This window comes from Amycolatopsis mongoliensis (genome assembly GCF_030285665.1).
GTDB lineage: Bacteria > Actinomycetota > Actinomycetes > Mycobacteriales > Pseudonocardiaceae > Amycolatopsis > Amycolatopsis mongoliensis.
Genome location: NZ_CP127295.1, coordinates 8,767,567 through 8,781,133 on the forward strand (window position 1 = coordinate 8,767,567; position 13,567 = coordinate 8,781,133).

Sequence of the window (13,567 nt, forward strand, 5' to 3'; positions counted from 1 at the left end):
GCCGGTAATCTTGGTGCGTGGACAGCGAAGCGGCGTGGAAAGCAGATGCGGTGGCCCTGGCCGACCGCATCTCCACACTGCTCACCGTCGTGCGGTCTGCCGAGGCTGAGATCGGTTCTCTGCTCGCGGAAATCGAGTCGCGCGGGGTCATGGAACTCTTCGGCTACCGGTCCGTTGCGCGGCTATTCGAGCACCTCGCCGATGTTCCCAAAGCTGCTTCTGAGACTGCGGTCAAGCGAGCCCGGGCCCTGAACTCCGGCCGACTTTTAGACGGTAGCCCTGTACCCGCGGTTGCCCCCACCACCGGTACTGCTGCTTCAGGCGGGCGGTTGAGCAACCCGATGATCGACTCCATTGTCGGCGTCCTGCAGCAGGTTCCTCACGAGCATCGTGATCGCGTCGAGCAGGATCTGCTGTCCTTCGCCGAAGACGCCGGGCACAAGCAGGTTGCTGCGTTGGGTGCGCGGATCGTGGCGCACCTCGATCCCGATGGCGCCGAACCCGATGAGGCTGAACCGGCCACGCCCAGCCGTGAACTCTCCTTGCGCCGTAGAAGAACTGGGGTCTGGGAACTGACCGGTCGTTTCGATGACGAGACCGGCGCCCGCGCCAGTGCCCTGCTGGATTCCCTGGCCGAACGCCGCAGGGCCGACGACGGCCCCGACTTCCGCTCCCCACAGGAACGCTACGGCGACGCGTTCTCCGACGCGATCGACCTCGCCCTGAATTCCCCGGACCTGCCGATGCAGGCGGGTGAACGAGCGCACGTGATGGTCGCGGTCTCGTTGGAGGACTTGAAGTCTGGTGTCGGTCAGGCGACGTTGGGTGATACCGGCCGCATCTCGGCGGCCGAGGCCCGGATCCATGCCTGCGACTGCCAGATCATCCCCGCAGTCCTGGGTAGCAAGGGGGAACCCCTCGATCTCGGGCGCCTCCGGCGGTTGGTCTCACCCGGCCTCCGCCGCGCGCTGTACCTACGCGACCGCGGCTGCGCCTTCCCCGGCTGCCATCGCCCACCCCGCCACTGCCAAGGCCACCACATCCGGCACTGGGCAGATGGCGGCCCCACCGAGCTGGGCAACCTGGTCCTGATGTGCGGCCACCACCACCGGCTGCTGCACCGCTCCGGCTGGCAAGTCCGCATCGCCCCCGACGGACTCCCCGAGTTCCTGCCACCGGTGTTCCTGGACAAACGCCGAAAACCCAGGCGCAACAACCTCCACCAACCACTACCCTTCGCCGCCTGACCAACCGAACAACGGGAAGGCCCGCAGCCACAGGCTACGGGCCTACACCCACGCCCCACCTGTGGTGCTGCTTCTGGTCGTTGACACCCTGGGCTGGGGGTCTTCTGTGGCAGCCTCTCATACGGGGTCTGGCCGGCCAGGCCGCCGTGGCGGCGGTGGTAGTTGTAGTAGTCCTCCCATTCCTTCAGCTTCTCGTTGAACACGCCGACGTCGCCGAGGACGACACCGTCGAGCAGTGAGGTTCACCCCGAACGGTGGACAGGGGCTTACGAGGGATCAGGCAGCCGTGCGAAGTGACTGCTCGAAATTGTCGGGACTGAGCATCCCGATTGCGGAGTGCCGCCGCACACTGTTGTAGAAACGAACCCAATTGTCAACTGCGGCAACGAGTTCCATCTTCGTGGCGTAGGCATGCCGGTAGTAGTGCTCATGTTTGAACGTCGACCAGAACGACTCTGCCGGGCTGTTGTCCCAGCAGATACCGGTTTCGCCCATCGACCGGCGCAGCCCGTGCCGGAAGCACGCTTGCGCCGTCAGATGCGCCGTGAACTCCCCGCCGCGGTCGGAATGCAGTACCGTGCCGCGACATTCACCGCCACGGGCGGCGACCGCGTCGTGGATGGCGTCCGTGACCATCTCAGCGCTGATACGGTCAGATACACTGTGGCCCAACACTTTCCGAGAGTGCCCGTCCCGGATCGCACACAGGAACATCGCGCCCTCACCACACGTCAAATACGTGATGTCGGTCAGCCAGACCGCGTCCAGCCGGCCCCGGTCGAAAAGCCGGTCGACCAGATCCGGCGGGAACGACGCGGCCGGATCGACCACCGTCGTCTTCACCTTGAACGTGCGCGGGCTGATGCCCTCCAGCCCGATCGAGGCCATGATCTTGGCGACCGTCTTCGCTGTGACCACCTCGCCCTGGTCACGCAGTTCGGCGGTGATCCGCGGCGACCCGTAGGTTCCGCGGGAGTCCTTGTGCGCCTCGGTGATCTTCACCTCGAGGTCGGCGCGGCGTTGCTGCCGTGGCGTCAGCACCCTTGCCGCGGCGCGTTTGGCGTGCGCGTAGTAGCCGGCTCTCGACACGCTCAGCAGCCGCGCCATCCGCCGGACCGAGAACCGGGTGTGCTGCGGCGAGGTGGAGCCGGCCGTCTCGGCGAACTCGTCGGGGCCGGCGTACTTGGCCATCAGAGCGAACCGGGCCGGTTCTTCTGCATCGCGGCAAAGTACGCCGAAGCTTTTACCAGGAACGCGTTGTCCTTCTCCAGTTCGGCCACCTGCCCGCGCAAGCGCAGCAGCTCGGCCCGCTCGGCCGCCTGCAAGGGGTTGTCCCCGTGGACCTCAGCCGCGGTGATCCGGCGTCGTTCGTCTTTGACCCAGACACTCAACATGCCCGCGTCGATGCCCAGCTCGCGGGCGACCTCAGCGATCGTGCGGCCGGAATCGATCACACGGTGAGCAGCCTCGACCTTGTACTCAGCCGGGTACGACCGGCGCTTGCGAGCAGGCATGAGGACATCCTTTCAGCAGGACATCTGATCCTGCTAACTCGGTGTCCACTACCCGGGGTGAACCTCACAGGTGGTAGAACTCCTCGGCGTCGATGCGATGCGAGCGCTCGACCTTGCCGTTGAGCCGAGGTGTGGCGGGCCGGATGTAGACATGCCCGATGCCTTGGTCCAGCAGGTGCCGGTGAAACGCTGACTGGAACTCCGCCCCGTTGTCGGTCTGGATCTTCTCCACCTGGAACGGCAGCCGGGACAGCACTTAGGGGTCAGTTCAGAATGAGTTTGCGGAGGCAGATCACGGAGCAGGCCAGGCTGAGGACGGCTTGGTGCACGTCGGCTCGTCGTTCGGTCCGGATGCGCAGGCGGCGGAAGCCTTTGAGCCACGCGAAGGTGCGTTCCACTGGCCAGCGGATGGTGCCCAGGCCAGAGCCGTGCTCGACGCCGCGGCGGGCGATGACCGGGGTGATGCCGCGGGCGCGGACCAGGCGCCGGTACTTGTCGTGATCGTAGCCGCGGTCGGCGTAGAGCCGACGCGGCCGACGACGCGGCTTGCCGACCACGCCACGGATCGGAGGGATGGCATCGAGCAGCGGGATCAGCTGGGTGACGTCATTGCGATGGCCGCCGGTCAGCGTGACCGCGAGCGGGGTGCCGTGGGCGTCGGTGATCAGGTGGTGCTTGGAGCCGGGTTTGCGCCGGTCGACCGGGCTGGGCCCGGTGTGGTCCCCCCTTTGAGAGCACGCAAGTGGGTGGAGTCGACCAGCGCAGCGGACAGGTCCAGCAGCCCAGCGGCACGCAGCTCGGCGAGCAGGCGTTCATGGAGTTGCTGCCAGACTCCGGCCTCGTGCCATTCGGTCAACCGTCGCCAGCAGGTGGCCCCGGAGGCGCCGAACAACGCCGTCGGCAGACGGTTCCAGCCGATACCGGTGCGGATGACGTACAGGATGCCTTCGAGTGCGGCGCGGTCGTCGGCACGCTTGCGGCCGGGATAGCGGAACCGCCGCGGATGCACCGGAAGGAGTGGTTCCAGCCGCTCCCACAGCTGGTCGGTCAGGACCTCCTCACGCATACCAAGATTCTCGAAAGCCCCGCAGCCCCGGCAAAGACGACACGCCGACTCATTCTGAACTGACCTCTTAGTCGGTGAACTGGATCGCGGTCTTCTGAACGGAGCGAGGGTAGATCCGCAGGATCCTCAGGCGGGTGCACTCGTCGATCGCGGTGTACTGGTAGTACCGCATCTTCCGCCCGGTGTCGGCGGTGATCGGCTCGACGAACTTGACGTCGATCTGCAGCTGGTGGCCAGGGCGCTGCTTCTCATACCGCTTCCACCGCTGATGATGGCGTTTGTAGCACTGGGAAGCGGGCAGCCGGCTCATGCCCAAGCGCTTGAGGATGCGGTAGATCGTCGAGTGCCCGATCTTCCGATCGTGGGAGCGACGCAAGTACATCTCGATCTTCAGCGGGCCGAAGTGGTAGTGCTGCCGCAGGTAGACGATCTTCTCGACCACATCGGGAGGGGTGATCGTCGGGCAGCACAGCGGCGCACTCGAGCGGTCCTTCAGCCCGTCGATGCCCTCGTCTTCGTAGCGGTGTTTCCACCGGTGGAACACCGTGCGGCTGATGCCGTAGTAGCGGCAGGCTGCGGCGACGTTGCCGCTGACCTCTTCGGCGTGACGCAGGACGGCCAGGCGCCGGTTAGCGCACCTGACCAGGTCCTTCTCACTCCACACTCGCTCAGCCACGGGCCTCCCTTGATCAGGAGCCCAGACTGTCAACAACCTCTGTCAGTTTTGGACCTATCCCAGGTCTGCCTCCGGACGGACCTCGATCGTCGCCCCCGCCTGGTGCAGCTCCAAGACCACGATCTCGTTCGCACCCCGGCGCCACAACGGCTTCGGCGCGTACAACGTCTGCTGAGGACCGACCTTCCAGTACCGGCCCAGGTTGAAGCCGTTCAGCCACACGATGCCCTTCTCCCACCCCGGCAACGCGATGAAACCGTCCTCAGGACTCGCCACCTCGACCGTCGCCCGGTGGAATGCCGGGCCGGACGCCGTGCCCGAGGTGAAGCGCAGCCGGGAAAGGTCGTCCAGGGGCAGCGGGCGGATCTCCCAGCCGAACAGCTTCTGCTGGGTGCTCATCGCCACCCAGCCGTCGATACCCTTGCGGTCGGCCAGGTAAGGGCCGTAGTTCACCCGGCCCATCGTGTCGACCAGGATGTCCAGCTGAGTCGCGGGCTTCGTGAGCGTGAGGTTCACCGTCCCCGAAGGCTGGTTGCGGTCCAGGACTCCCAGTAGCTCGCCGTCGGCGAACACCAGGGCCCGGTCGGCCAGGCCGTGGATGCTCAGCGGTCCCGCATGCGGGCCCTGGACCGTCGTGCGGTAGTGGATCAGGCCCGTCGCCTGGCCGACGCGCTCCATCGGTACCGGCTGTGCCGACCGTACCGGTTCGGACAGCACCGGCAGCGAATCCAGCAGCGACACCGTGCCCGACGGCGTCACCGTCCGACCGGGCAAACGGGCCGAGCGGCCGGGTACCGGGCCCGGAGGCACGCCGGTGTACTTCGTGAGCACCGCTCGCAGCGCCGTGAACTTCGCGCCCAGGTCGCCCGCCTCGCCGACCGGGGAATCGTAGTCGTAGCTGGTCACCGTCGGCTGGTACGTCGTGCCCGAGGTGTTCGCCCCGCTCGTGAAGCCGAAGTTCGTTCCGCCGCATGCCATGTACAGGTTCACCGAGGCTCCCGTCGCCAGCAGAGCATCCACATAGGACGCCATCTGCCCGGGGTCGCGCGTGGTGTGCTTCTCGCCCCAGTGGTCGAACCAGCCGTCCCAGTACTCGGCCATCATCACCGGTTTGCCCGGCTGGAACTTCTTGATCGCGGCCACGCTGGGCGCCGGGTCGCCGTCGCCGGTGCCGACCTCGAGGGTGCCCGGCAGCGAGCCGAAGCGCATGAAGAACTCGGACGCGCCGTCGGCCGCGAACAGCAGGCTCGTCATTCCCCGGCCGCGCAGGCCGTCGCGCAGGTGGGCGAGGTAGCTCGTGTCGTTGCCGTAGCTGCCGTACTCGTTCTCGATCTGCGCCGCCACGATCGGGCCGCCGTGCTGGGCTTCCAACGGCACCAGGCGCGGGATCAGCTGGTCGTACCAAGCATCGACGGCCTTGAGGTACGCCGGGTCCGCGCAGCGCAGCTCCAGGTTCCGGTCGGCCAGCAGCCACGCCGGGAGGCCGCCGAACTCCCACTCCGCGCAGATGTACGGGCTCGGCCGCACGATCACCTGGAACCCCAGGTCACCCGCGATCCGGACGAACGCCGGCAGGTCGCGCCACCCGCTGAAGTCGGCGCGGCCCGGCTTCGGCTGGTGGAAGTTCCACGCCACGTACGTCTCGATCGTGTTCAGCCCCAGGGCTTTCAGCCGCGCAAGGCGGTCGCGCCACTGGTCCGGGTGGATCCGGAAGTAGTGGATCGCGCCCGAGACGATCCGGAACGGCTTGCCGTCCAGCAGGAACCGGTCACCGGAAACCGAGAGGCCCCGGCGGCCCGCCGCGCCCGTCGGGCCGGCGAGCACCGCGCCCGCCGTGATCGCCGCCGCTCCCCCGAGGAAGCTCCGCCTGCTCACCGAGTTCATGACCGCTCCCGAAGCTGCGCGAGGAAGGTGTCGAGGACGCCGTCACCGACGAGCGCCTGCCGGACCCCCCACCGGTTGGTGTTGCCCGTCTTGACCGCCTGCGCCCGCGTCACGAGCGCGTCGGCGGCCGCCGTGAGCCGGTCGGCGCGAGCCTGATCGCCGCGGGAAGCCGCCGCGAGCGCGTCGAGCCGGGTCACCATCGCCTCGCCCCACAACGCCGTCGCGTCCAGCCACGGCCCCGCCTCGGCGACGAACGCGCTCTGCACCCGGCCGCCGCGGATCACGCCGGCCGCGTCGCGGATCCGGACCGCATACGCGCGCAGCTCGCTCAAAGAGCGATGGTCCCCCGCGTTCCAGCGCTGCCAGAACGTGGCGACCCGAGCGGCCAGCACCGGTGCCTGCGGCTGCCACGGCGTCGGGCCGAACGTCGGCGCGAGGTGTTCGAGGTCCGCGAAGACCGCCAGTGCGGCCGACGCCCGCGGGTCGCCGCCCGCGAGACGCGCGAGCGCCTGCGGCCACGACCGCGCAGGCGCGTAGCCCGCGTCGTTCCACGCGAAGTCCGCCGCACCGAACTCGGCGACCTCGCTGGCCGCCTCCTGGTTCATCGGGTTGGCGACGATCCCGTTGAGGTACCGCGAGAGCCCCGCTTCCCGTTGCGCGTAGGGCGCGAGCAGCAGCCGCCCGGCCGACTGCCCGTAGTCGTTCACCGGGTAGTTGTCCCAGAGGAACACCTTCCGCCCGTACACCGCCGACACCTGCGCGGCCTCGTCGGTGGTCACGCTCGGCGGGACGACGTCGGTCCCGGTCCACTGCACCACCACCGACGGGTCCAGGTGCTCGCGCAGCTCGGTCTTGTACGGCGAGTCCTTCAGATCGCTGTACTCGGTCGGCACCGTCTGCAGGGGACGGACGCCGTCGTGGGTCTTCACGAACTGCTCGGTGATCGTGTTGAGCAGCGAGACCTGCGCCGCGCCGGCCGCCGCCTGGCCGGGACCCCCGAAGGCCGTCTGGTCGGCGTCGCAGTTCCACTTCGTGTACGAGATGTCGTCGAACGGCATCGAGAACGACCGGACGCCGAGGTCGTAGACGGCCTGGAACTTCGCCTCGACCGCCGCGATGTCGGCCGGCGAGGAGAAGCAGACCGAGACACCGGGCGAGAGCGCGTAGGTGAACTCGACGTGGTGGGCCGTGGCCGAGCGCACCAGCTGCCCGAGCGTGGCCAGCTCGTCCGCCGGATACGGGTCACGCCACTTCGCGCGCAGGTAGGCGTCGTCCTTCGCGCTGTAGATGTACGTGTTCGCCTTGACCTCGCCGAGGAACGCGAGCTGCCGCAGCCGGTCCGCGGTCGTCCACGGTGGACCGTAGAAGCCCTCGATCGACCCGCGCAGGGCCATGTTCGGCCAGTCGCGCACGGCCGCGCCGCTCACCGCCCAGCCGTGTCCCGAGCGGACGAACAGCTGCCGCAGCGTCTGCACGCCGTAGTACTGCCCGGCGCCGTCACGGCCGCCGATGGTGATCCCGGTCCGGGACACGCTCAGCGCGTACCCCTCGGCCTGCTCGGGCACGCCCGTCCCGGCACTTCCGAGCCGGACGAGCAGCCCGTGGCCACCGGTCCTGACACCGTGGTCGCGCAACAACGAGGTCAGCAGGTCCTTCGCCGCCGGGTCGGTGGTGGCGTCGGTGACGAGCGCGACCGACGACGGCAGCGACACGTCCGCGGACGTCCGGGTGATCTGCTGCGGGGTGGGCGAAACGACGGGTAGCGCGCCGCTGGCGGCGGCGGGTAGTGCACTTCCAGTGAGGGTGGCGGCCACCGTGACGACGGCGGCGAACAGGGCTCGGCGGCGGGTCATACTGTGCCTTTCGTTACTAATCCGACCACAGTCACGGCCGGATGGCTTTCGTGGCAATGGCACGTACCGCTCGAGGGCCGGCCTACTTTTGGTCGGATTGGTAACTCCCTTTCAGGCGGCGGTGCGGTACAACGCGAAGGTGGCCAAGTACGGCGTGGCGCGGGACTGCGTGACGACGACGCGAAGCCGGCCGGCGGTCACCGGCGCGGGCAGCGTGACCAGGCGGGTGTAGCCGATCGTGGTCACCGTGGCGAGGGTCTGCCAGGTTCCGCCGATCTCGGCCTGCACGAGCGCGCCTTCCACGTGCTGGCCGCGCGTGATGTCCTCGCCGAGCCGGATCTGGTCGAACGTGACCGGCCGGGGCAGCCGGACGTCGAGCGGGCGGTCCAGGGGTTCCGCCGTGGTGACCGACGAGTCCGTGACGGCGCCGGGAGCGCCGACGGCGAGGTTGCGGCCCTCGGTCCGGGCGATCGCCTGGCCGAAGCCGGCCAGCGCGGCGGTGTCGGCGGGCGCGATCCGGCCGTCCGGGCCGGGCGGGACGTTGAGCAGCAGCGACGAGTTCCGCCCGACCGTCCGGCGGTAGACGTCGACGAGCTGCGCGGCGGACTTCGGCTGCTCGCCGGGGTGGAAGAACCAGCCCGGCCGGATCGAGACGTCGGACTCCGCCGGGGCCCACTGCAGGTACCGCACCGACGGGTCCGCCAGCACCTGCCGCGACCCGAGATCCGCGGCGGTCGCCCCACCGAGGAACAGCTCCTCGTTGTGCGCGGTGGTGGGGTCGCCGGTCGTGGGCAGCGGGCTCCATTCGGTCTCGCGCGCCTGCCCGGTCTCGTTGCCGACCCAGCGCACGCCCGCGGGCCCGGCGAAGGTGACGGTGTCCGGGGACAGCGCGTGGATCATCCGGAACCACGTGGTGAAGTCGTAGGTTTCGCTGATCCCGTGGTCGCGCCAGGGGTTCGCGCCGTCCAGCCACAGCTCGTCGATCGGGCCGTACTGGGTGAACAGCTCGTAGACCTGGTTGAGGTAGTAGGCGTTGTAGTCGTCCTCGTCGACGGTGAACCGCGGCAGCTTCCCGGCGGCGAGCGCGGTCGCGCGGTCGTCGTGCGGCACGAGCGTCGGAATGGTCCGCCGGGTGACCGGGCTGTTCGTGCCGTAGCGGCCCTGGCCCTGCGGCGCGCTCGCGCGGTCTTCGTAGGTGGCTAGCTCTTCGATGCTCAGCGGCTGCCCGGCGGCGACCTTGGCTTCGATGCGCCGCACCTCGTCGGCGAAGAACGTCTTGGGCAGCTCGGCACCGTCGGCGGGCGACAGGTAGACGCCGACCTTGAGTCCCGCTGCGCGGGCGGAGTCGACGTAGTCGCGCAGAATGTCGCCGCGGGGGTTGGCGCAGGGGGTGTTCCGCGTCTGCCAGTAGGCGGACGGGTCCTGGCCCCGCGCGGCCTCCGCCGCGTCCCGGGCCGGGTCGGTGCACCCGGGGGTCAGCCACCACGGGCTCGCGACCACGGAGTGGTTCGTGTAGCGCGTCGGGTAGAGGACGAAACCGTCGTGGTGCTTGGCGGTGAGCATCACCTGCGTCACCCCGGCGGCCTTGAGGGACCGCATCCACTGGGCGGTGTCGACGACCGGCGGCGCGAAGGTGGTTTCCTTCTCGGCGCCGGAACCCCATTCGCGGTCGGTGAAGGTGTTCATCCCGAAGTGCGTGAACGCCGTGACCGGACGCTGCTGCCAGGCCAGCTGCCCCTTCCGCGGGACGACGGCGGCGGCCTTCGCGACGATGCGGGCCGGGCTGTCGCAGGCGTCGACGGTCATGATGCTGGCCGGCTTGACCGGCCCGCCACAGCTCTCGGTCGCGGCGGCCGGGAGTGCCACCAGCGTGCTGGAAACGACGGCGGCCGCGAGGACCAGACCGCGAAACGTCATAGCTCTCCTCGTGACGGACCGCGGCCACGAGCCCGGCGGCGGCGAGACGGGGTGGACGAACGCCAGACTAGGTCGGTCATCCATCGGATGTCTAGACCTGACCAGATGACAACGAATGTCGTCGACAAGTCACGGACCCGACTTTCGGACGAGATTGATCCGATGGGTCAAGGGAAAGCGTCCGGTCCGGTAGCCTGATGTCCGTGTTCACGAAGTGAACAGCGATTCCAGACTCCCGGCGGAGGCTCCCCGTGACCAAACCGACGCGGTCCCCGGACGCCCGCGCCGACCAGGCGGACATCCAGGCGGTGAGCCGGGTCAGCCAGATCCTCTCGCTGTTCGACCCGGCGACGCCGGAGCTGACCGCGGGCGAAGTGGCCGAACGGCTCGGCTTGAACCGCACGACGGCCTACCGGTACTGCACGTCGCTCGTCGCGGCCGGTCTCCTGGAACGCAGCGCCGAGGGCGGGTACGTGCCGGGAGGCCTGCTGTTGCAGCTCGGCGCGTTCGCCATCGGCCACCGCCGCGTCGTCAACCTCGCGCCGCGGCACATGCAGGCACTCTCGCGCGCCACGCAGACCAGCGTCGTGCTCAGCCTCTGGGGGCTGACCGGCCCGGTGGTCTCGCGGGTCGAGGAGAACGCCTCGACCATTGTCATCGTGTCCGTGCGGGTCGGCAGCCACCTGCCGCTGGACACCGCGCAGAGCAAGGTCTTCCTCGCCTACCACGCCGACCAGCTGTCGATGGAACGCCTGATCGGCACCCTGTCCGGCACCGCGCGCGACGAGCTGCGCGCCGACGTCGACCGGGTGCGCGCGGTCGGCCACTGCTCGGCGATGAGCACGCCCGGCATCGTCGCGGTGGCCGCGCCGGTCTTCGACGAGTACGGCATCTGCGCCACGATCGCGATCGTGGGCCCGGACAACACGCTGTCGATGAACGACGACACGCCCGAGCTGCGGGTCGTGGTCGACACCGCGCGCGAGCTCACCCACGAGCTGGGCGGGCACTACCGGCCCGACGACATCCAGCGCGCGGTGTAGGGCTCCCAGGCCGGCGAGGGCGGCGGCGGAACGTCGGCGTACTCGCGCGTCCCCGCCAACGCACTGCCGACGAAGTCGTCGCCGACCTCGGCGACACCGTCGACCAGCTCCCGGAGCACCGCGGGCCCGCCGATCCACAACGCCGTCACGACTTCGACCGCCCGCGCGCCGGAAGCGAGGAACCGCAGCACGTCCGTCACGGTCCGGGCGCCGTTGGTGCCGACGATGGGCACGTCGAGCTGCTGGAAAGCCTTGCTCACCCAGTACAGGCTCATCGGGAGGCACCCCGGTGAGCTCCACGCGCCCCACGACCCGAGCACCGCGCCGCCGTCGAGGTCCGGCAGGAAGCCCGGGTACCGGCCGACCAGGCCGACCGCGTCCGCGCCGGCGGAGCGGGCGGCCCGGGCCAGCGCGACGACGTCCGAGGCCTGGCCCGGCAGCTTCACGAACAGCGGAACACCGACCGCCGCGCGCACGGTCCGCACGGCGTCGCGCACACCGTCCACTTCGGTCAGCTGGCGCACCGCACGCGCCTCTCGCCCGTGCGGGGCACCGATGTTCAGCTCGACCGCCGGCACCACGTCCGCCAGCGCACGCCCGATGCGCGCGGCCGCGGCCGGATCGCCGAGGGTGATGCTGCCGACCACCGGACAGCCCTGCGCGGCTCCGTGGGCGACGCCCGCGGCGAGGATTCCGAGCCAGTCGTCCAGGTCCACCTGCGCGAGCCCCGACCGGTTCAGCAGGCCGTCACCCGGGTATGCCCGGCCTGGCGGCCGCACCTGCCGGTCGCCGGAGACGAACGCGTAGTCCGCGATGTCCAGCTGACGCCGGGCGGCGGCGCTTTCGTTCACCGACTTCGCCACGACGGCACCGGCGCCCGCGTCCACGCAGGCGACGATGCCGTCGAGGCTCATGGTCAGCTCGGACGAGCCGACCCACACCGGGCCGGCGGCGACCAGTCCGCCGACATCCATTCAGGACAGTGCCGGGATGGTGCTGTCGTCGGACATGTCGACGTCCTTGGTCTCCGGGCCGAGGAAGCCGCCGAGACTGATCAGCAGGCCGGCGAGGACGATGAGGACGCCCGGCGCGAGGTGTGCGGGCAACACCCCGTCGAACCGCTGCAGGTAGAACTGGTAGAACGCCGGGGCGATGAGCGCGAGGCTGTAGCCGACGCCGTAGCCGGTCGAGCGGATGCTCGCCGGGAACCGCTCCGTCAGGTACGCCGCGATCGGGCCGAACGTGCCGACGGTGAACACCCCGATGAGCACGCCGAAGCCGAGCGCCGCGCCGAAGCCGCCGTTCGAGGCCATCAGCAGCGTGTAGGAACCCGCCCCGACGACGACCATCGACAGGCCGTAGCCGATGTAGAACCGCCGTCGGCCGATGCGCTGGGACAGCACCCCGAACAGCGGGTAGGACAGTGCGGCGGACGCGTTGATCACGAGCATGGTCAGCGTGACCTCCTTGCTGGAAAGCAGGAGGTGCGCCTTCAGCTGCGCGGGTGTCACGGCGGCTTCCATGTTGGTCGCGAGCCACGTGCCGGTCATCAGGATGAACACCTGGCCCAGCGCCCGCGGGTACTTCACCAGCAGCCGGACGAACGGGAGCTTGTGCTTCTCGCCGGTCAGCTCGGCCGGCGGCTCGTGCACCTGCTTCTGGTAGTAGCGGAACAGCACCGCGGCCAGCAGCGCGCCGACGAAGAACGGGACTCGCCAGCCCCACTGCACGTACGCGCTGTGCAGGCCGGCCGACGGCAGCAGCTGCAGCATCAGCAGCGTGATCGCGGCGATCACCGCGTACGCGGCGGGCGAGGTCGACGTGATGATCGAGGCGTAGAGGCCGCGCTTGTGCTTAGGGCTCCACTCCATCGCCAACGGCACGGCCGTCGTGTACTCGCCGCCCAGGAAGATGCCGTCCACGAACCGCAGGGCGATGAGGATGCCGACCGACCACATCCCGATCGTCTCGTGCCCGGGCAGGCACGCGGTCAGCAGCGTGATGATGCCGAAGCCGCCGACCGCGACGAGCGTCGTGCGCTTGCGCCCGACCGTGTCGGCGAAGTGACCGAAGATGATCGCGCCGAGCGGGCGGCCGATCAGCGTGGACGCGAACACCAGGGAAGCCAGCAGCGCCGTCGTGCTCGCGCTGAGGTTGGCCGCCTGGAAGTACGCCGTGGCCGGGGCCAGCACGACGATCGGCAGGTAGATGTCGAACTGGTCGACGAAGTAGGCGAGCGTCCCGCCGCGGACCGCGGCGCGCACCTTGGTCACGTCCGGGCCGTGCGGGGTACCGGGACGGGCGGCCGCCTCGGCGGCGCTGGGCGGTGTGGACATCGGCGTCCTCCGTTGCTTCGAACTGAATGTT

11 protein-coding genes and 1 pseudogene are annotated in these 13,567 nt (G+C 69.5%); 2 read left to right on the forward strand and 10 right to left on the reverse strand.

Annotation, left to right across the window (positions count from 1 at the left end):
- Positions 1–17: 17 nt before the first annotated feature.
- Positions 18–1,247 carry an HNH endonuclease signature motif containing protein gene (locus tag QRX60_RS42125; RefSeq protein WP_285997056.1) on the forward strand — a complete coding sequence of 410 codons (1,230 nt, stop codon included), beginning with the start codon at positions 18–20 and terminating at the stop codon, positions 1,245–1,247.
- A 276-nt stretch (positions 1,248–1,523) separates the two neighbouring features.
- Here QRX60_RS42125 and QRX60_RS42130 read toward each other — a convergent pair whose 3' ends face one another.
- The 8 genes and pseudogenes from QRX60_RS42130 to QRX60_RS42165 all read right to left on the reverse strand — a co-directional run bounded on the left by QRX60_RS42130 (position 1,524) and on the right by QRX60_RS42165 (position 10,157).
- A complete protein-coding gene (locus QRX60_RS42130; RefSeq protein WP_285994935.1) occupies positions 1,524–2,438 on the reverse strand; it encodes an IS3 family transposase in 915 nt (304 codons plus the stop codon).
- Positions 2,438–2,761 (reverse strand): transposase, encoded by a 324-nt coding sequence (locus QRX60_RS42135; protein WP_285994936.1) that lies wholly within the window; start codon positions 2,759–2,761, stop codon positions 2,438–2,440. Before QRX60_RS42135 ends, QRX60_RS42130 begins: the two co-directional genes overlap by 1 nt.
- A 67-nt stretch (positions 2,762–2,828) precedes the next feature.
- Positions 2,829–2,984, reverse strand: a pseudogene (locus QRX60_RS51665) (IS481 family transposase); the annotation flags it as partial.
- Positions 2,985–3,024: 40 nt separating this feature from the next.
- Positions 3,025–3,827, reverse strand: a protein-coding gene (locus QRX60_RS42145) for an IS5 family transposase (RefSeq protein WP_285997057.1) whose coding sequence is annotated in 2 segments (ribosomal slippage) — positions 3,025–3,491 and positions 3,491–3,827 — 804 coding nt in all. Because the reading frame shifts where the segments join, the coding sequence is not laid out codon by codon here.
- Between the two features lie 67 nt (positions 3,828–3,894).
- Positions 3,895–4,503, reverse strand: a complete 609-nt coding sequence (locus QRX60_RS42150) for a helix-turn-helix domain-containing protein (RefSeq protein ID WP_285997058.1) — start codon at positions 4,501–4,503, stop codon at positions 3,895–3,897.
- Between the two features lie 54 nt (positions 4,504–4,557).
- Positions 4,558–6,387: a glycoside hydrolase family 35 protein gene (locus QRX60_RS42155; protein WP_285997059.1), complete on the reverse strand. Its 1,830-nt coding sequence runs from the start codon at positions 6,385–6,387 to the stop codon at positions 4,558–4,560.
- Positions 6,384–8,240, reverse strand: a complete 1,857-nt coding sequence (locus tag QRX60_RS42160; protein ID WP_285997060.1) for a beta-N-acetylglucosaminidase domain-containing protein — start codon at positions 8,238–8,240, stop codon at positions 6,384–6,386. Before QRX60_RS42160 ends, QRX60_RS42155 begins: the two co-directional genes overlap by 4 nt.
- A gap of 111 nt (positions 8,241–8,351) precedes the next feature.
- Positions 8,352–10,157 carry an alpha-L-fucosidase gene (locus tag QRX60_RS42165; RefSeq protein WP_285997061.1) on the reverse strand — a complete coding sequence of 602 codons (1,806 nt, stop codon included), beginning with the start codon at positions 10,155–10,157 and terminating at the stop codon, positions 8,352–8,354.
- Between the two features lie 251 nt (positions 10,158–10,408).
- Between QRX60_RS42165 and QRX60_RS42170 the strand changes: the two genes are divergently transcribed.
- The gene (locus QRX60_RS42170) at positions 10,409–11,200 is read left to right on the forward strand and encodes an IclR family transcriptional regulator (protein WP_285997062.1); all 792 of its coding nucleotides are present in this window, start codon (positions 10,409–10,411) and stop codon (positions 11,198–11,200) included.
- Here the strand turns inward: QRX60_RS42170 and QRX60_RS42175 are convergent.
- Positions 11,167–12,174 carry a beta/alpha barrel domain-containing protein gene (locus tag QRX60_RS42175; RefSeq protein ID WP_285997063.1) on the reverse strand — a complete coding sequence of 336 codons (1,008 nt, stop codon included), beginning with the start codon at positions 12,172–12,174 and terminating at the stop codon, positions 11,167–11,169. The two genes, QRX60_RS42170 and QRX60_RS42175, sit on opposite strands and share 34 nt — an antisense overlap.
- Positions 12,175–13,536, reverse strand: a complete 1,362-nt coding sequence (locus QRX60_RS42180; protein ID WP_285997064.1) for an MFS transporter — start codon at positions 13,534–13,536, stop codon at positions 12,175–12,177.
- Positions 13,537–13,567: the final 31 nt, after the last annotated feature.

Bases quoted from the DNA above. Each gene is read 5' to 3' on its own strand.
- QRX60_RS42135 (WP_285994936.1), bottom strand. From the start codon at position 2,761: ATGCCTGCTCGCAAGCGCCGGTCGTACCCGGCTGAGTACAAGGTCGAG.
- QRX60_RS42165 (WP_285997061.1), bottom strand. From the start codon at position 10,157: ATGACGTTTCGCGGTCTGGTCCTCGCGGCCGCCGTCGTTTCCAGCACG.
- QRX60_RS42175 (WP_285997063.1), bottom strand. From the start codon at position 12,174: ATGGATGTCGGCGGACTGGTCGCCGCCGGCCCGGTGTGGGTCGGCTCG.
- QRX60_RS42180 (WP_285997064.1), bottom strand. From the start codon at position 13,536: ATGTCCACACCGCCCAGCGCCGCCGAGGCGGCCGCCCGTCCCGGTACC.
- QRX60_RS42155 (WP_285997059.1), bottom strand. From the start codon at position 6,387: ATGAACTCGGTGAGCAGGCGGAGCTTCCTCGGGGGAGCGGCGGCGATC.
- QRX60_RS42130 (WP_285994935.1), bottom strand. From the start codon at position 2,438: ATGGCCAAGTACGCCGGCCCCGACGAGTTCGCCGAGACGGCCGGCTCC.
- QRX60_RS42160 (WP_285997060.1), bottom strand. From the start codon at position 8,240: ATGACCCGCCGCCGAGCCCTGTTCGCCGCCGTCGTCACGGTGGCCGCC.